This is a genomic window from Clostridium cuniculi, assembly GCF_004353185.1.
GTDB classification, from domain to species: domain Bacteria; phylum Bacillota; class Clostridia; order Clostridiales; family Clostridiaceae; genus Clostridium; species Clostridium cuniculi.
Window position 1 is genome coordinate 1 of sequence record NZ_SMUS01000015.1, and the last position, 20,004, is coordinate 20,004.

Here is a 20,004-nt window from a genome sequence, read left to right on the forward strand (position 1 = left end):
CATAATATTAAATTTTATGGACTATATCATTCAAATTTTATTTTTGTAAATTATAATAGACTATTAATTATAATTTATATATTATGTTCAATTAAGCTATTTATTAAGGGGATAAAAGAGAAAGAATATTTATTTGTGGTTTTATCATTAAGTATATCTATGCTTTCTGTTAAAGCAATGATAGCTATATATGGAGTAAACAATATATCATTTTATTTGAAATTAGTTTCAGTATCAATAACATATATTAGCTTTTTAATAGTTATTTGCGGTGCGTTTATAGAATTATATATGTATATATGTAAGACAAGAATATTAAATAATAATTTTAAAATATTTTATAATTTAGTTGAAAATAATAAGCATAGTTTTATGTTTATATGTAAAGAGAATGGAGAATTATTATATGCTAATAAAAAACTGAAGAGTGAGGGATTACTAGGTAATGATATAAATTTATATAAATTTGAAGAATTGATTAAAATGAGAAATGGATCACTAGAGTCAGATGAAATTATTAAATTACTTCATGAGAATAAAGGATGGAGAGGGATAATAAAAGATGAAGCTGAGGATATAACTGTTGATTGCACTGTTCAATTAATAGAAATGGATGAGGAAAGTGCTATATCTGTTTCATTTATGGATATTTCTGATGAGATAAAAATGGAATTAGAATTTGAAAAATTAAAAGTGTATGATAAATCTAAAAATGAATTCTTTTCAAATGTTTCTCATGAATTAAGAACCCCTTTGAATGTGGTATACTCTACACTTCAATTATTAAATATGTATAGTAAAAATGAAAGTATTGATTTTAAGGAAATATATGAGAAATATAAAAAACCTTTAGATATAAATTGTAAGAGAATGCAAAGGTTAATAAATAATATTGTTGATATATCAAAGATAGATAAAGGGATTTTAAGTGCTAATTTTGGAAATTATAATATTATTGCTATTGTAGAAGATGTAACATTATCAGTTGTAAATTATGCATTATTAAAAAATATTAATATACAATTTGATACTAATATTGAAGAGCATATTATAAAATGTGATGCAACTATGATTGAACGAGTTATCCTTAATTTATTGTCAAATGCAATAAAGTTTTCTGAGCAGGATACAAACATATTTGTAAATATTTTAGTAAATGAAGAGTGGGTAGAAATAGATATAATAGATGAGGGAATTGGCATTTCAGAAAATAATAAACAGATTATATTTGAAAATTTTGTCCAAGCTGATAAATCTTTTACTCGTATGAATGAAGGTAGTGGAATGGGTCTTGGTATTAGTAAATCTATAATTAATCTTCATTCTGGAGATATAAAACTAGAAAGTACAGTAAATGTAGGCAGTACTTTTAAAATATTATTACCTAATATACAAATTGAATCTTCAGATTTTAAAATTTACAGTATTGATAAACATAATATAGAATTAGAATTATCTGATATTTATGAGGTATCTTAAAATAAATAGTTAAAATCTCAAGGAAACTTATGTATCCTTGAGATTTTTTATATTATTAGATTAAGGCTACTATATAGTAATAGATTTATTTAAGCTTTTTTTTATTTATAATATCATCTGATTTAGAGAATGTAGTAGTTAAAATATTTTTATTGGTGTTAAAGTAGAAAATAAACTAATAGTACAATTTTAAAAGTTTATTTTTAATTTATAATTTAGTATTATTATAAAAGTAAAAATCTATTTATAAAAAATAATTTAGTAAGTAGATTTTATTTAAATATAATTTTTAATAAGAAAATTTAATTTTAATAATACTAAAGGTGGGAAGAGTATGGTTAATATATTAGTTGTTGAAGATGATAAACATACAAGAAAGTTATTAGAAACTATTTTAAAAAGAGAGGGGTATTCAGTTTTAAAAGCTGAAGATGGAATAAAAGCAATGGAAGTATTAGATAATCATCATGTAGATTTGATTATTTTAGATATAATGATGCCTAATATGGATGGATATGAATTTGCACAAGAGCTTAGAGATGCAGATTGTATGATACCAATACTTATGGCTACTGCAAAACAACTCCCGGAAGATAAAAAGAGAGGATTCATAGTAGGAACAGATGATTATATGACAAAACCTATAGATACAGAGGAAATGCTTTTAAGAATTAAAGCACTTCTTAGAAGATCACAAATTGCAAGTGCTAGAAAGCTTACAGTTGGAAAGGTAGTTTTAGATTATGATACTTTAACTGTAACACGTGAAGATGAAAAGCAAACACTTCCTCAAAAGGAGTTTTATTTATTATATAAGCTTTTGTCTTATCCTGATAGAATTTTTACACGTATTCAGTTAATGGATGAAATTTGGGGGATGGAAACAGAAAGTAGTGATACCACAGTAAATGTTCATATTAATAGATTAAGAAAGCGTTTTGATTCTTATCCTGAATTTGAAATAATCTCAGTACGTGGTTTAGGATATAAGGCGGTAAAAAATAATGAATAAGATAAGTAAAAGAATAACTTTATCAATGCATTTTGGAATTTTCATATTTATTATTAATTTAATAACTACATTTATTACAGGTGTTTTAATGTATTTATCATTTTCTATAGGAATTTTAAATGAAAGAAATATTAAAAGTAGAATGGTATTACCTGTAATAACATTAGTTTCCTGTATATTGATAGGGGTTATAGTATCAGCTTGTTCAAGTAGAATGGTATTAAAAAATGTTAGAGAGTTTATTGAGGCAACAGAGAAATTATCTCGTGGAGATTTTTCTGCACGTTTAAATATAAAAAGACCACCAGAATTTCGAATATTATCTAAAAACTTCAATGCTATGGCAGAAGAATTGAGTGGAATTGAAGTATTGCGGACAGATTTTATAAATAATTTTTCACATGAATTTAAAACTCCAATTATATCAATTAAAGGTTTTGCAGAAATTTTAAAGGATGATGATTTATCTAAGGAAGAAAAAAATGAGTATCTAGATATAATTATAGAAGAGTCTAAAAGATTATCTTCTCTTGCTACAAATGTACTAAATCTTTCTAAAATAGAGACTCAGGTTATATTAAATGATATACAAAGATTTAATATTGGAGAACAAATTCGTCAAAGTATTTTGCTATTAGATTCAAAGTTTCAAGCTAAAAATATTTTGTTAGATATTAATATTGAAGATTGTTATATAAATGGTAATAAGGAAATGTTAAATCAAGTATGGGTAAATTTATTGGATAATGCTATTAAATTTAATAATAAAAATGGACTAGTTAGTGTTAATATGAAAAAGGAAGAAGGAAATATTTTTATAAATATTACAGATACAGGACTTGGAATTGTAAGGCAATCTATTCCTAAAATATTTGATAAATTCTATCAAGGAGATACATCTCATGCAACTCATGGAAATGGTTTGGGTCTTGCTATAGTTAAAAAAATAATAGAATTACATGGTGGGACAATAGAATGTGATAGTATTATTTCAAAGGGAACTAAGTTTACAATTATACTTCCTATAGAATCTAATATTAAAGACTAAATTTATGAAAAAAAGATCATACTCATTTAAAGAGAGTATGGTCTTTTTTTAGTTATGAATTAGAGTTTAGTGAAAGTTTATTTTCAGTTAATCTTTCCAATTTAGTATGTAATCAAGACAACAAGGAGGGAGATTTAATATATGTTAAAAATATTTAAGAACTTTAAGGGGAAAGAATGGATAATATTTACCATTAGTATAATCTTTGTAGTTTCACAAGTATGGCTTGATTTAAAATTACCAGATTATATGAGTGAAATTACACAACTTGTCCAAACACCTGGTAGTGAAATGAGTGAAATTTTAACTTCAGGGGGATGGATGTTGCTTTGTGCGTTAGGCAGTTTAATAGCTTCAATTATTGTTGCAGCTTTAGCTGCAACAATAGCTGCAAACTTATCTGCAAGGCTTAGATTCAAGATGTTTGATAAAGTTCAATCATTTTCTATGGAAGAAATAAATAATTTTTCTACAGCAAGCTTAATAACACGTTCTACAAATGATATTACTCAAATTCAAACTTTTATAGTTATGGGATTACAAGCTTTAGTAAAAGCACCTATACTTGCAGTATGGGCAATATTAAAAATTGTAGGTAGAAACTGGCAGTTGTCGTTAACTGTAGCTGCTGCTGTAATTGTATTAATGGTTATTGTTGTTATTTGTATAGTATTAGCGCTTCCAAAGTTTACAATACTTCAGCAATTAACAGATAATTTAAATCGTGTTTCAAGAGAAAATCTTTCAGGTATTTCTGTTACTCGTGCATATAATGCAGAAAAATACCAAGAAGATAAATTTGAAGTTGCCAATAATGATCTTACAAAGGTTAACTTATTTACTAATAGAGTTATGGCAATGCTTATGCCGACTATTACTTTTATAATGAGTGGTGTTAGCCTTGCAATTTACTGGGTAGGAGCAATACTAATTCAAAATGCTGCTCTTCCAGATAAGATGGGATTATTTTCTGATGTGATAGTATTTTCGTCCTATGCAATACAAGTAATAATGGCATTTATGATGCTAGTTATGGTGTTTATTTTGATGCCACGTGCTACTGTAGCTGCAAAAAGAATTAATGAGGTATTAGATACTAAGGCAACAATAAAAAACGGTACAATAACACAATCTCCAGTTGGAGTACTTGGAGAAGTAGAGTTTAAAAATGTAAGCTTCAAATATCCAGATGCAGATGATTATGTTATAAAGAATATTAGTTTTAAAGCTAATAGAGGAGAAACAATTGCATTTATTGGAGCAACAGGTGCAGGAAAAAGTACATTAATTAATCTTATTCCGCGTTTTTATGATACTACAGAAGGTGAAGTATTAGTTGATGGAGTTAATGTAAAAGAGTATGATCAAAAGTATCTTAGAAATAAGTTAGGATATGTTTCTCAAAAAGTTACTTTATTTGAAGGGACAATTGAATCAAATGTAGCTTTTGGAGAAAATGGAAAAGCTGAAATTACAAAAAATGATGTTGTTTATGGTGTGTATGCAGCACAAGCATCTGAGTTTGTAGAAAAATTAGAGGGTGAATATGAGGCACATATTTCAGAAGGTGGTACTAATCTTTCTGGAGGGCAAAAGCAACGTATATCTATAGCAAGAGCAATAGCTCGTTATCCAGAAATATTAATTTTTGATGACTCTTTTTCAGCACTTGATTATAAAACAGATAGTAAACTTCGTAAGTTCTTAAAAAAGGAAAGCATAGGCACAACAATGCTTATAGTTGCACAAAGAATTAGTAGCATAAAAGATGCAGATAAGATTATCGTATTAGAAGATGGTCAAATGGTTGGGATTGGAAAACATGATGATTTAATGAAAACATGTAATGTATATAGAGAAATTGCATATTCACAACTTTCAAAAGAAGAGTTAGCTGTAGATAAAGAAGTAGCTTGTTCAGAAGTTACAAAGGAGGAGGTTGTATAATGGGTAAAAAGAAAAAATCAGAAAAGAACTTAGGTAAACTTATAACTTATTGTAAAAAGTATATTCCAGTAATAGTTATTGCTCTTATAAGTTCAGTAATAGGAACTATATTATCTTTAATTGGACCAGATAAGCTTTCAGAAATGACAGATATAATTACAGATGGAATAATGACTAATATTGATTTAGAGAAAATAACGTCTATAGGTTTAACACTAGTTGCTATTTATGTTCTTAGTGCCATTTTAACTTTTTCTCAAGGATATATTATGGCAACTGTTACTCAAAAGGTTTCTAAAGGATTAAGAAGTGATATCTCTAAGAAGATAAATAAATTACCTATGTCATATTATAATAATAACACTACTGGTGATTTACTTTCTCGTGTTACAAATGATGTAGATACAATAGGACAAGCATTAAACCAAAGTGTAGGAACATTAATAAGTGCAATATGTTTATTTTTTGGATCTTTAATTATGATGTTAAAGACAAACGTTATAATGACAGTAGCTGCAATTTTAGCTACTATGATTGGATTTGGATTAATGATTATTATTATGAAAAATTCACAAAAATACTTTAGACGCCAACAAGATTATCTTGGTAAAATAAATGGTCATATTGAAGAGGTATATTCAGGTCATACTGTTATAAAAGCATATAATGCAGAAAAACAAATGGATAGTAAATTTAGAGATTTAAATTCTAGACTTAAAAATAGTACCTTTAGAGCACAATTTTTATCTGGACTTATGATGCCTATTATGACTTTTATAGGTAATTTAGGTTATGTTGTAGTTTGTATAGTTGGTGCAGCACTTGCAATGAATGGAAATATTTCATTTGGGGTAATTGTAGCATTTATAATGTATGTTAGATACTTTACTCAGCCTTTAGCTCAAATGGCACAAGCAGTACAAAATTTACAATCAGCAGCGGCTGCAAGTCATCGTGTATTTGAATTTTTAGAAGCAAAAGAAATGGAAGATGAAAGTCATAAGACGCTTTCTCTTGAAAATGCTAAAGGAAAAGTAGAATTTAAAAATGTTAAGTTTGGATATGAAGGTTCAGATAGAATTATAATAAATGACTTTTCTACAATTGCAAAACCTGGTCAAAAGGTTGCTATTGTTGGACCTACAGGAGCTGGTAAATCAACACTAGTAAATTTATTAATGCGTTTTAATGAAATAAATAGTGGAGAAATTTTAATTGATGATATTTCTACAAAGGATTTAACAAGGGAAAATATTCATGATTTATTTTGTATGGTACTACAAGATACATGGCTATTTGAAGGTACAATTAGAGAAAATTTAGTATATAACAAAAAAGATGTTTCTGACGAAGCAATTAAAAAGGCATGTAGGGCAGTTGGATTAGATCACTTTATTGAAACATTACATGATGGATATGATACTATTTTAAATGATAAAGTTAATTTATCCGCAGGTCAAAAACAACAGCTTACAATTGCAAGAGCAATGATTAAAGATGCTCCAATGTTAATTTTAGATGAAGCTACAAGTTCAGTAGATACAAGAACAGAACTTTTAATTCAAAATGCAATGGATAAACTTATGGAAGGTAGAACTTCATTTGTAATTGCTCATAGACTTTCAACTATAAAGAATGCTGATGTTATTCTTGTATTAAAGGATGGAGATATTTTAGAGAGTGGTAATCACGATGAACTTATTGCTAAGGATGGATTCTATGCTGAATTATATAATAGCCAATTTGAACAAGCAGCTTAAATTAAAAGCATTAAGGGATAAGATTTAAAGGATAAAAAGAGGTAATAGGTTGTCTTAATAGAAACAGCATATAATCTCTTTTTATTATTTATTTAAAGAGAAGTATTAGATATAAGTGTTTTATATGGATAATAATCTGAAAAGGTAGTAAAATAGTATTAAAGATTTTTGGGGTAAACCTAATATAAAAGTGGGTGAGCATTTTGAACAAGTCAGTTAAAGAGTTTCTGGAATGGATTCTAAAATATTTAGTAATTATTGTGACTACTATAGCTTTAGTTCTAGGAGGAAATTTATTATTTATTGAAACTCATAAAGTAATTTCTCAAAAAAAATCATTTATACTTTATACTATATCTTCAGAGAGTATGGCAGCGATTATGGTGCTTATTGCTTCGGTTATATGTATAATAATATTTAAACTTAATAGAAGATTTTTAACTAAAAAGGTATCTTCTAAGAGTAAGGGAAAGCTAATATATGATAATATGGACTCCTATAGTCCTTTAGTAAGATGGACTATAAAGGTTGATAGAGATATAAATAAGTTTGCAAAAAGTAATTTAATAAAAGTATTATATATTGTTTTTGTAGTTGGAATTATTGTATTTAGCTATACTAACTATACTGCAGTAACAAATAATGAAATAATTCATAAAACAGTATTTTCAGATAAGGTATATTATTATGATGATGTAGAAAAACTAGAATTAGGCTTCACTAAAGGTAAAGAAAGTAATGTATACTATAATTTAGTTATGAGTGATGGTACAAAAATAAGCTTAATTGGAGGATCTATTGAAGTAGTTGATGAAAATTATGAGAATGTTATATATGAAATAGATAGTAAATTGAAAAGTTTGGGAAAAGATAAAGTAGTTGATAAATTTTATATAGAAGATTTTAAAAATCAAGGTTATAGTCAAGATTATGTAGAAAGAGTACTAAGGTTATTTGAAGAATAATTAAAAAAATTATCTCATTAAAATTATGAGATAATTTTTTTATTTTTAAAATAGTCAAACTTAAAAAATAGTAAAAATAAAAAAGAGCATGAATTTATAATTTTTATTTAAGTATTTTTGGGTTTTATATGTCTATGTTATAATTGTTAAAAATAATAGATAGATAAAAAGAGGTATATTATGAAAAGAAAAAGAAATGTAGTTATATTAATATTAATTTTCTTATTTATTATAGGAAGTATATCATTTATTATTATGAATAAGCGAAATAATCCAATAATAAATGAAGAAATAAAAAGTGAAACTATAGATAATGAAGAAATAACTGAAGGGCTAGAATTTTTAAATGCTATCTCTGGTGTTAAAGCTGAAAATTTAGAAATAATAAATAACCCTGTAATTGGAGTTAGAGGAAAAATTTTTGCACCTAAAATAGCCATATTAAATGGGATAAATTATTTTTTAGATAATACTAATAATGATAAAATGAAAAACATTGAACTTGATATACAAAATAATAGCATTGATATTTATGTAAATTATGCAGTTACAGATAAGATTGATACGCCAATTAAAGTTAACATAACTCCATCTTTAAACAATAATAATGATTTAGTCATTGATATTGTTTCAGTTAAGATTCTTGATTTGAAGCTAGCAGATTTTTTTGTAAATTTAGCTTTAAAGACATTTGTAAAAGATTGGTTTATTAGTAGTGATATTAAGGTTGAATATGAAAATAGCAAAGTAATTCTTTCTAAAGAAAACTTTAATGGAATAACACTGAACTCTATTTTAGTCAAGGATGATGGAATATCTTTAGATATGATAATTGAAGCAGAAAAGTTAATTAAGTAATATTAAAAAAGTACCTAAGATAAAAAGTATAATTGTATCTAATAATATAAAAGAGTGATATATATGAACTACTTATATACAGAAGGAATCAAATGATATTTCAAGGTTTTAAAATAGGAGGTGATCAAGTTATTATTATGAACGGATTTTTTCAAGATAATATAAATGATATTAATGGAAAGGATATAAATATTTTAATTGATAATTACATGCCACTTATAATAAAGACTGTAAGTTCAATTACGGGAAGATATGTGTCAGTTAAAAATGATGATGAGTTTAGTATTGCATTAATGGCTTTTAAAGAAGCTGTTGATAAATATGATGAAAATAAAGGGATATTTTCATCATTTGCAAAGCTTGTAATTAGCAGCAGAGTCAAAAATCATCTTGTTAGAGAAAATAAACATAATAAAGTAGAATCTATAGAGGAGTTAAGTGAAAGTGGAATTAATATTGAAGATATTTATCATACTGAAATAGAAGGCAGTGATGAAATTTCAATAGAAATAGGTAAGCTTAAAGATGAAATAAATAAGTTTGGATTTTCTTTTGAGGATCTGGTAGAAGAGGCACCAAAGCATGATGATACTAGAAAAAGAGCAATATCAATTTCTGAAAAAGTTAATGATGAAGTTATATTAAAGAATTTTATGTATGAAAAAAGAAGATTGCCAATAAAACAAATTTCTTTAAAGTTTTCTGTTACAGAAAAAATACTTAAAAGAAGTAAAAGATTTATTATTTCGGTAGTAATAATATTAGATAAGAATTTTAGAAACTTAAAGTTATGGGTAAGGAGGTGAAAATATGTTTAAAGCAATTGTTATGGAAATAAAAGAGAAGTATATAATTGTTATGAAAGAGGGAGGCGAAATAGTTAGAGTAAATAAAAAAGAGGGGTTAAAAGTAGGAGAAATAATATTTTGTTTAGATGAAGATATTTATAATGTAAAAGTAGAATCTAAAAATAAAACTTTAAAAACTTGGTTAATTCCTTTAGGGGCAGTTGCTGCACTTATAATTATTTTAATTAATCCAATATTTAATATGTTTTCACCTAGCTTAAATACCACTTATGCAGTATTAACTTTTGATGTTAATCCTAGTATTGAGTTTGATTTAGATAATGAAGGAAAAATACTAAATGTTAAAGGTATAAATAATGATGCAAACATGTTAAATATAGAAGTTATAAAAGGATTAACAGTAGAGGAAGGTGCTATTAAATTAAAGGAAATTTTGACTAGTGAGAATTACCTTGGTAATGGCAATTCTATTTTAGTTGGATTCTCATTCTTAGGTGGAGATAATCTTGAATATGAAGAGAGAGTTCAAAATATAGTAAAAACTACTTTTACTGATACAAATATAGCATTTATTAAAGGAAATGAAGAAAGTTTAGCTAAAGCAGAAGAGCAAGGTATAAGTTTAGGTAAATATGAAGCTATAGCAAAGCTCGATGAAGATGGAGTTGAGGAAGCTTTTGAAAATTTAAGTACTCAAGAACTACTAGAACTACTAAAAGCTAATAATAGTAATGTATTTTTAAATGAAGATGCACTAGATGAGCTTCAAGATGAGATTGAAGATAGATTAGAAGATGAAACTGAAGATAAAGAAGATGATGATCATGAAGATTATGAAGATGAAGAATATGATGATCATGATTAATAAAAAAATCGTACTATTTTTATAGTGCGATTTTTTTTTATGTTTTAAAAGTAAATAATATATTATTAATTATGACTATAAACAAACAGTAATATTGAATAATTATATTGAATAAAATAGTATATACAAATAAAAAAATTATATAATATGAAAGATAAAGGAAGGATTGTAATGGATAATTTAGTATTCAACATATGTGAAAGAAGTGAAAAGGGAAACAAATTAAGAAGAAATGGAGAAATTCCATGTATTATTTATGGAAATGACCGTAATAAATCTTTAGCTGTTAAAATGACTAAAAAAGAAATGATTAGATTATTAAAATATCCTAAAAGTTCAATTGTATCTTTAAGGTTAAATGGAGTTTTGAAAAAATGTATAGTTAAGGAAATGCAACAAGATGCTTTTGGAAAGATAATTCATATAGATTTCCAAAGTATAAATAAAGGTGATGTAGTTAAATTGAAAATTCCAGTAAATTTTGTTGGACAAGAAGCTTTAGATTCTAAAGGTTTATTATTAGAGTCTTTTATTACAGATGTTGAATTACAAGGAGAGGCAGATAAATTTCCAGATACTTTAACTGTGGACGTATCAAAATTAGAAGAAGGAAGTCAAATTTTTATTAAGGATTTATCTATACCAAGTGAAATTGTATTAGAAAGTAATGGTGACTTAGCAGTGGCTAAAATAAGTTATAATTCTAGGAATAAAGATGTAAATCAAGAGCAAATAGAATAATATTATTTTAGAAGATTTATTATTTAAAATATTTATAATTTGAAATAAGTTGAGGAAGCTTCTGTAAAGTTTTTTACTTTTACGGAAGTTTTCTTATTTTTATAAAATTTGAAATAACTATTGACTCTATAGTTACTATAGAGTTTATCATGATTAAGGAAACAAAATATGGAGGTATAATCATGATAAAAGAGTTTTTTAAATATGCACTTCCTTCAGCTGTAGCCATGTTTGTTTCATCACTATATACAATAATTGATGGGATTTTTGTTGGACAAGGTGTTGGAGATTCTGCGTTAGCAGCAGTTAATATAGTTATGCCATTTACTATAATGCTATTTGGAATTGCAACAATGTTTGCAGTTGGTGGTGGAGACCTTGTATCAAAGAATATAGGGAGTAATAATAAAGATAAAGCATTAAAGATATTTAGACAAGTTTTTAAGTTTTTACTAATTTTAAGTATATGTATAAGCTTAATTTCTATAGTATTTTCAAAAGGAATAGTAAAAATATTAGGTGCTACAGATAATTTAGTTCCACTAGCTTCAACTTATTTAAAATATTATAGTTTATTCTGTATTCCAAATTTAATAGGAATTGCTTTAAATAGTTTTGTTAGAAATGATGGTAGACCAAAGCTTGCAATGATATCGACTTTATCAGGTGCAGTAACTAATATAGTTTTAGATTATATATTTATATTTCCATTAAGTCTTGGAATAAAAGGTGCTGCTATTGCAACTGGACTTGGGCAAATAGTTACTATAGCTATATTAATACCTCATTTTATAAGTAATAAAGGGATTTTAAAATTTGGAAATGTTAGATTAGAAAAAGAAACAATAAAAGAATTCATAAATATAGGTTTTCCATCTTTCTTTGCAGAAGTAAGTTTTTCTATAATAATATTCTTTATGAATTTAGCCTTGGTTAACTATGGGGGAGAAACTTCCTTATCGTCATTTGCAATAATTAATTATATAACAACTAATATTTATATGGTATTATTAGGATTATCCCTTGGTGTACAACCATTGTTAAGTTATAACTATGGAGCAAAAAAATCAGATAAAATGCTGGAATACTACTCTATAACAATGAAAACAGCATTTATAATAAATATAGTGTTTATAGGTGTATGCTTTGTGTTTGGAAAGAGTATGATATCAATTTTTACTTCAGACTCAACAATTGCTAATATTGCATATATAGGTTTAAACTTAATAAATATTGCATTTATTATGGTAGGTTTTAATTTAACAAGTACAGTCTATTATCAAGCAATAAGTAAACCTAAAATTTCAAATATTTTCTGTATTTGTAGAAGTATATTATTACTTCCTATATCATTATTTATTTTATCTAAATTGCTAGGAATTAATGGTATATGGATTAGTTTATTTATTTCTGAGTTGCTAACTTTTATTATATTGAGGTATTCTATTAATATTAAGTCTTATACTATAAAGGCTATTGAAAATTCAAATTAACTTAGGAGACTTTTAAGATGGAAACTTATTTTTCAGTTGGAGAAATATCTAAATTAACCAATGTTCCAATTCAAACATTAAGATATTATGATAAAATGGGACTTCTTAAGCCAGCTTATATAAATGAACAAAATAATTATAGGTATTATTCATTAAATCAATTTATAAAGATTGATTTATTAAAGCAGTGCAAGCTTATAGGATTGTCATTAAAGGAAATAGAAGAGCTATTAAGAAATGAAGTATCAGTAGATTCTATGTTGAAGCTAATTGATAAACAAAGAAGGGTATTAGATGAAAAAATCAAGGAACTTGAAGTTGTTAAATCCTATATTAACTTTTTAGATGATAGATTAAAAGAAACTAAAGAGGTTGAAGAAAATAAAATATTTATTAAGTATAATGATGAAAGAGTAGTTAAAAAGTATGAATGTATATTAAAAGACGAAAAAGATATAGAATTAAATTTAAGAAAAATTTTACTTGAGTCAGAAAAAGATAATTGGATGTTACATTCTGAATTAGTATTTCGAGCATCATTAGATATATTACAAGTAGAAGATAAGGTGGTTTATAATGCTATAATGCTTTATAAACATGAAAATATATGTGAAGAGACTGGAAATGTAATACTACCAAGAGGGAATTACCTTACCATGTATTATGATGATGGATATAAGAATAATTTAAGATATTACAAAATGATGCTTGATTATATTAATAAGAATAATATAGAAACAGTCGGTGATTTTAATGAATTTTCTATATTATCAAGAGTAAATACTAAAGAGGCTGAAAAATCTATAATTCAACTAGAAATACAAATTAAATAATAGTATAAGAATTATTATATAAATAAACCTAACGAAGTGAATATTTTCTTTAGGTTTATTATTTTTTATAATTTAATAAAATTATTGCGTTGGAGTTAACTCTAAGTGATATTATATTAATATAAAGGTTTTAAGAGTGAAATTAAAGTATAATAAATATGAAAAATTAATATAGATTAAGGGGAAGATTAAATGACAATTACAGAGGTTAGTAAAAAGTATGGATTATCAGCAGATACATTACGTTATTATGAAAGGATTGGACTAATTCCACCAGTACATAGAAATAGCAGTGGTAATAGAGATTATACAGAAAATGACTGTAAATGGGTAAAATTCATAAAGTGTCTTAGAAGCGCAGGCCTTTCTATTGAAATTCTTATTGAGTATGTTGATTTATTTCAAAAAGGTAGTGATACAATTTCAGCAAGAAAAGAATTATTATTTGAGCAAAGGAAGCAAATTGCTGAAAAAATTAATGAATTACAAGATACATTAAAGTTTTTAGATAAAAAGATAGATGGATATGAAGAGCGTATGTTGAAATTTGAAGAGGAATTAAAAATAAGTGATTAGTGAAAAGGTATTAGAAAAATAAAGTTACATATCATCCCATAAGAAGTTCATTGGAGTAATTTCTTATGGGATTTTTATTTTTTAATTAAAAGCAAGTTATTAATAATATTAAACATAATTGAATAAATATAATATTATTTAACTATGTTTAAGGAGCAAATAAAAATATGAATGATGAATTTTTATTAAATAATAAAGAGTTTAGAGGATTTTGCATATATCGGCTAATTTTTGGAATTAGTTATAGTTTGTTAATACCAATTATACCGTTGTTTTTTAAATCTATTGGTATGGGAACTGTAACAATAGGAATAGTAATTTCGTTATATGGAGTTAGTAAAACCTTAATTCAAATTCCATTTGGAATTATTTCTAATAATATAGGAGACAAATTAACATTAAAGTTAAGTTTAATATTAATGTCCTTAATTCCAATTGCTTATGTATTATTTGGTACAAGCTTTAAAGCAGGTACTATTTATGTTCTTCAGGGGGCTATACTTGGAATAGCCGCACCAGCAACATATTCTATATTAGCTAGAACTTTGGATCCAAAAAGGAGAGGAGCATGTACGGGATTAGCATCAGCAGTATTTACATTAGGAGGTGGTATAGGTGCAGCAATAGCAGGGTATATATTAGCAAAAGCAAAAAGCTTTAATGTTATATTTTATATATCATCAGTAGGTATATTTTTTACTTTAGTATATGTAACATTTAGAGTTAAAAAAGTTAAAAATATAAATGTAAAAGTTAAAAATAATGATAATATAAATGATATTTTATATGAAATAAAAATAAGAAATTTAAGTTATAAGATTATTATTTTAGCAGCAAGTGCATTTTTAGGGGATTATATATATTCATGTGTAGTAGCGTTAATTCATTTTTATGGACAAGAAGTATTAGGGGTATCAACTATTTATACATCTTCAATAATATCAACATATTTATTAGTTTTTGGTTTAGCTGCACCTATAGCAGGATGGGTTAGTGATAGAATTGGAAATAGAAAGCAATTTATTTTATCATTTTCTATAATGAATTTAACATTATTAGGATTAATAATAACTCGAAATATAACAATTTTTACTGTAATAATTGTTATATATTTTTTAGGAGCTACTTTTCTTAATGCGGTAGTACAAAGTTCCCTTTCAGAATTTGGATCTATTCCTAAAATTCAAGGTTTTGTATTTGGATTTGTAGGAGCATCTGAATCATTAGGTTATGCCGTTGGTCCATTAATATCATCCTGGATTTATAACTTTAATAAAAACTATTTATTTTTAGGTTTATTAATAGTATCTATTTTAGTTACGTTGATATATGTTTTTTTATATTCTAAATCCAATAAATAATATATGAATAATAAAAACTATAGTAATAAATACTAAAATAAGAGTATTTTGTTTTATTGTATAGGAGTATATTATGAGTATAAAAGATAATATAGTATTTAAGAAAAAAGAATTATTGTATTTTTGTATTCAGAGACTTTTATTTGGATTTAGTTATAGCTTAATGATACCAATAATTCCATTATACTTTAATACATTAGGATTAGGCACATTTATAATAGGTATAGTAATGTCTGTATATGGCATCTCAAAGGCTCTTGCTCAAGTTTTAGTTGGGATTGTATGTGATAAATTAGGAGATAAATTAGTATTAATAATTTCTTTTGGATTGATGACCTTAGTTCCTTTATTATATACATTTACTAATAGTGGTTTTATGGCTAGTATTATTTATATACTTCAAGGCGCTGTTCTTGGCATATCTGCTCCAGCAACATTTTCATTATTATCAAGATCATTAGATGAAGATAAAAGAGGCGAATGTACAGGATATGCATCAGCTGTTTTTACTCTTGGCGGTGCAATTGGAGCTATTATTGGAGGTTTTATATTTACAAAATTAAATAACTATAAATTAGTATTTTATTTAACTTCAATTGGAATTTTATTAACAATAATATTTATAATTATAAAAATTAGAAAAGCTAAATTTGTTAACAAGTGTAAAAAAGAGAAAGAAAGTATTAGTTGTAAAATAAAAGGAATAATAGAAACAATAAAAAATGAAAGACTATTAGCTAAAATAATTCTTTTAGGTTGTATTGCTTTATTAGGTGATTTTATTTATGGAGCTATAGTATCTATTTTTCCTTTTTATGGGCAAGAAGTGTTAAATTCTACTCCTTTTTATACATCAGTAATAATTTCAATTTACTTATTTGTATTTGGAATTTTTGCACCTTTAGGTGGAGTGACTAGTGATAAAATAGGTGTAAAGAAGCAATTAATTATATCATTTATGGTTATGATAATATCTTTATTTACATTATCAATGGTAAAAAGTATAGTAGTATTTACCATAGTAATCATTATATATTTTTTAGGTGCAACTTTTTTAAATTCAGCTCTTCAAAACTCTCTACTTAAGTTTGGAGAAAATGAAAAAATTAAAGGAATAGTTTTTGGAGTTGTAGGTGCATGTGAATCTCTAGGATATGCAATAGCACCTATTATATCATCTTGTATATATGAATTAAATAAAAGATATTTTTTCCCTATATTATTAATTTCAACAGTAATAATTTATGTTATTTTTTTATTATTAAAAAAGAAAGTTTTTAGTGCATAAATTTCCTAAATTTATTTTTTTAGGAAATTTTTTTGTTTTATTAAGAGTATTATATAAAGAATAGTGAAAATATGGAGGTGTAAAAAATTAGAGATTTAATATATCTATATATTGAAAGACGAGATTTCTTTTTGGAGTTAACATTAGAACATCTAAAGATTTCAGGAATATCTATATTTATAGCAACTGTTTTAGGTGGAATATTAGGTATTATAATAAGTGAATATAAAAAGACATCAACTTTAGTTCTATCAATAACAAATTTTCTTTATACCATTCCATCAATATCTTTACTTGGATTTTTAATACCTTTTTCGGGGATTGGAAATACTACAGCAGTTATAGCCCTTACAATATATGCATTGTTACCAATGATTAGAAATACATATACAGGAATAGATAATATAGATCCATCTATTATAGAATCCGCAAGGGGAATGGGCAGTACTGAGTTTCAAATATTATATAAAGTTAAAATTCCATTAGCTACTACAGTAATTTTAGCTGGCTTTAAAAATATGGTTGTTATGACAATTGCTCTTACAGGTATTGCTTCTTTTATTGGAGCAGGAGGATTAGGTGTTGCAGTTTATAGAGGAATTACAACAAATAATTCAACACTAACAATAGCAGGAAGTTTGTTAATTGCATTATTAGCTTTAATAGCTGATTTCTTAATTGGTGAAATTGAAAAGAAAATAAAAAAAAGCTGGAGGTTAGGTTAATGAAATATATGAAAAGATTTCTAGTTATTATATTAATTGCACTACTATCTATACCATCATTTGGTTGTTCTAATAAAAGTGATACTATTAAAATTGCGACAAAGCCAATGACAGAACAATTTATATTGGGTGAAATGATAAAATTACTTATTGAAGATAATACAGATTTAAATGTAGAAATTACAAAAGGAATAGGTGGAGGTACTAGTAATATACATCCAGCAATAGTAAAGGGAGATTTTGATCTTTATCCAGAGTACACAGGTACAGGTTGGAGTTTCGTATTAAAGGAAGATGGAATTCCAGATGATGAAACTTTATATAAGGAATTACAAGAAAAATATAAAAATAATTATGATTTAAGTTGGATTGGATTATATGGATTTAATAATACTTATGGATTAGTAATAAGAAAAGATTTGTCAGAAAAATATAATATAAAAACTTATTCAGATTTAGCAAAATACTCAGAAGATTTAACTTTTGGAGCTGAGTATGATTTTTATGAAAGAGAAGATGGTTTTGATGCTTTATGTGAAGAGTATGGAATGAGTTTTAAAAAATCTGTAGATTTAGATATAGGTCTTAAGTATAATGCTATAAATTCTAAAGAAATAGATGTAATGAATGTTTTCACAACAGATGGACAACTAGCTGATTCTGATGTTGTGTTGTTAGAAGATGATAAAAATTTCTATCAAACCTATTATTGTGGAACTGTTATACGTAACGATATACTAAAAAAGTATCCAGAACTTGAAGAGGTATTAATGAAAATGAATAATATTTTAACAGAAAGTGAGATGGCTGAATTAAATTATAGGGTTGAATCTAAAAAAGAAGATGAAAAGAAAGTTGCAGAAGATTTCTTAAGAGATAAGGGATTGTTAAAGTAATATTTAATAGGGGAGAATAATGAAGGAAAGAAGTCTTATAGAAGTAGAAAATGTAAAAAAAGTATATGGAGATAAATTGATATTAAAAAATATTAATTTAAAGATTGATAAAGGGGAATTTGTTACTATTATTGGAAGTTCAGGATGTGGTAAAACTACTTTTTTAAAATTAATTAATGGATTAGTTAAGCCGGATTTTGGACAAGTCTATGTAAATAATTATGATATATCTACGATAGATAAAATAGCTTTAAGAAGAGGGATAGGCTATGTAATACAAGAGATTGGATTATTTCCACATATGAATGTAAGAAAAAATATATCGTATATTCCCAATTTAATAAAAAAAGATAGTAAAGAAAAAGTTGAAAATAGGGTTAAGGAGTTAATAAAAGTTGTAGGATTAAAAGAAGATATGTTAGATAGATATCCAAATGAACTGTCAGGTGGACAGAGACAAAGAGTTGGAATTGCAAGAGCATTAGCTAGTGATCCAAAGATTTTACTTATGGATGAACCTTTCGGAGCTATAGATGAAATAACAAGAAGACTTTTACAAGATGAAATATTACGTATATATAAGCAGTTCAATATGACTATTATATTTATAACACATGATATTAAGGAAGCATTAAAATTAGGGACTAGAGTAATTGTGATGGATAAAGGTGAGATAGTTCAAAATGATACGCCAGAGGAAGTAGTAAGAAATCCAAAAACAAGTTTTGTTAGAAATTTAATTGGAGCATAATTTTTTTAGAAAGCTTATTTCATAGATAAGTAAACTTTAAATTTTACTTATTATGAAATAGCTTTTTTTATTTGGAAAAGGTACCTAAAATTAAAAATATTAATGTATTTAATAGTGAATAAAGAAATCGGAGGAATTTAAATTATGAAAAAATTAATGATTGGTTTAGTATTAACAGCTGTATGTGGAGTAGGAGTAACAACTTGGGCAGCAACAAATAATAGGATGATAAATAATGATAAAAGTTATGTAGGAGTTACACCAGTAAATAATACTGCTAATGAAAATATTGAAGTCTTAAAATCTGAAATAGAAAGTTATATAAATAATAAGTATGGTTCTAATTGGGCAGTAGATTTATATGAAAAGAATGGCGAAGAGTGGGATGATATTTTAGAAAATGAGTTAGAAGTTCAATTTGGAAAGAAATATGATGATATAATAGAAAATATAATAGAGTTAAAGGAAAGAGAATTAGGTTTAGGCAAGGATTTAGATGATATATACGATAAGTATGATGATAACTACGATTTTGATGATAAGTATGATGACAATGATTAAGATGACATGTATGATTATGATGAGGATAATGATTTA

Annotated in this window: 19 protein-coding genes; all 19 read left to right on the forward strand. The window is 25.8% G+C overall.

Going from position 1 to position 20,004, the window contains the following annotated elements; genetic code table 11:
- On the forward strand, positions 1-1,479 hold a 1,479-nt coding region (locus EJJ37_RS09210; RefSeq protein WP_204596857.1), incomplete at its 5' end, for a sensor histidine kinase.
- Positions 1,480-1,813: 334 nt separating this feature from the next.
- Positions 1,814-2,491 (forward strand): response regulator transcription factor, encoded by a 678-nt coding sequence (locus tag EJJ37_RS09215; protein WP_133015289.1) that lies wholly within the window; start codon positions 1,814-1,816, stop codon positions 2,489-2,491.
- The gene (locus EJJ37_RS09220; protein WP_133015290.1) at positions 2,484-3,539 is read left to right on the forward strand and encodes a HAMP domain-containing sensor histidine kinase; all 1,056 of its coding nucleotides are present in this window, start codon (positions 2,484-2,486) and stop codon (positions 3,537-3,539) included. Before EJJ37_RS09215 ends, EJJ37_RS09220 begins: the two co-directional genes overlap by 8 nt.
- Before the next feature lie 141 nt (positions 3,540-3,680).
- Entirely contained in the window at positions 3,681-5,486 is a 1,806-nt protein-coding gene (locus tag EJJ37_RS09225) for an ABC transporter ATP-binding protein (RefSeq protein ID WP_133015291.1), read from the forward strand.
- A complete protein-coding gene (locus EJJ37_RS09230) occupies positions 5,486-7,246 on the forward strand; it encodes an ABC transporter ATP-binding protein (RefSeq protein WP_133015292.1) in 1,761 nt (586 codons plus the stop codon). The genes EJJ37_RS09225 and EJJ37_RS09230 overlap by 1 nt, the downstream gene beginning before the upstream one ends.
- 203 nt (positions 7,247-7,449) lie before the next feature.
- Positions 7,450-8,211: a hypothetical protein gene (locus EJJ37_RS09235; protein WP_133015293.1), complete on the forward strand. Its 762-nt coding sequence runs from the start codon at positions 7,450-7,452 to the stop codon at positions 8,209-8,211.
- 180 nt (positions 8,212-8,391) lie between these two features.
- The gene (locus EJJ37_RS09240; RefSeq protein WP_133015294.1) at positions 8,392-9,069 is read left to right on the forward strand and encodes a hypothetical protein; all 678 of its coding nucleotides are present in this window, start codon (positions 8,392-8,394) and stop codon (positions 9,067-9,069) included.
- A gap of 92 nt (positions 9,070-9,161) precedes the next feature.
- Positions 9,162-9,875 (forward strand): RNA polymerase subunit sigma, encoded by a 714-nt coding sequence (locus EJJ37_RS09245; protein WP_338032261.1) that lies wholly within the window; start codon positions 9,162-9,164, stop codon positions 9,873-9,875.
- Positions 9,876-9,879: 4 nt separating this feature from the next.
- Positions 9,880-10,743 carry an anti-sigma factor domain-containing protein gene (locus EJJ37_RS09250; protein ID WP_133015295.1) on the forward strand — a complete coding sequence of 288 codons (864 nt, stop codon included), beginning with the start codon at positions 9,880-9,882 and terminating at the stop codon, positions 10,741-10,743.
- Between the two features lie 171 nt (positions 10,744-10,914).
- Positions 10,915-11,484: a 50S ribosomal protein L25 gene (locus tag EJJ37_RS09255; RefSeq protein WP_166484727.1), complete on the forward strand. Its 570-nt coding sequence runs from the start codon at positions 10,915-10,917 to the stop codon at positions 11,482-11,484.
- Positions 11,485-11,666: 182 nt separating this feature from the next.
- Positions 11,667-12,977, forward strand: coding sequence for an MATE family efflux transporter (locus EJJ37_RS09260; RefSeq protein ID WP_133015297.1), 1,311 nt, complete (start codon positions 11,667-11,669; stop codon positions 12,975-12,977).
- A 17-nt stretch (positions 12,978-12,994) separates the two neighbouring features.
- Complete coding sequence (locus EJJ37_RS09265; protein ID WP_133015298.1) at positions 12,995-13,810, forward strand: MerR family transcriptional regulator; 816 nt, start codon at positions 12,995-12,997, stop codon at positions 13,808-13,810.
- Between the two features lie 192 nt (positions 13,811-14,002).
- Positions 14,003-14,386 (forward strand): MerR family transcriptional regulator, encoded by a 384-nt coding sequence (locus tag EJJ37_RS09270; protein ID WP_133015299.1) that lies wholly within the window; start codon positions 14,003-14,005, stop codon positions 14,384-14,386.
- Positions 14,387-14,553: 167 nt separating this feature from the next.
- A complete protein-coding gene (locus EJJ37_RS09275) occupies positions 14,554-15,747 on the forward strand; it encodes an MFS transporter (RefSeq protein ID WP_133015300.1) in 1,194 nt (397 codons plus the stop codon).
- A gap of 73 nt (positions 15,748-15,820) precedes the next feature.
- Positions 15,821-17,035 carry an MFS transporter gene (locus EJJ37_RS09280; protein WP_133015301.1) on the forward strand — a complete coding sequence of 405 codons (1,215 nt, stop codon included), beginning with the start codon at positions 15,821-15,823 and terminating at the stop codon, positions 17,033-17,035.
- A gap of 131 nt (positions 17,036-17,166) precedes the next feature.
- Entirely contained in the window at positions 17,167-17,760 is a 594-nt protein-coding gene (locus EJJ37_RS20670) for an ABC transporter permease (RefSeq protein WP_243124859.1), read from the forward strand.
- Complete coding sequence (locus EJJ37_RS20675) at positions 17,760-18,656, forward strand: glycine betaine ABC transporter substrate-binding protein (RefSeq protein WP_338032262.1); 897 nt, start codon at positions 17,760-17,762, stop codon at positions 18,654-18,656. The genes EJJ37_RS20670 and EJJ37_RS20675 overlap by 1 nt, the downstream gene beginning before the upstream one ends.
- 19 nt (positions 18,657-18,675) lie before the next feature.
- Positions 18,676-19,407, forward strand: coding sequence for an ATP-binding cassette domain-containing protein (locus EJJ37_RS09295; RefSeq protein WP_133015303.1), 732 nt, complete (start codon positions 18,676-18,678; stop codon positions 19,405-19,407).
- A 144-nt stretch (positions 19,408-19,551) separates the two neighbouring features.
- A complete protein-coding gene (locus EJJ37_RS09300; RefSeq protein WP_133015304.1) occupies positions 19,552-19,968 on the forward strand; it encodes a hypothetical protein in 417 nt (138 codons plus the stop codon).
- Positions 19,969-20,004 lie beyond the last annotated feature (36 nt).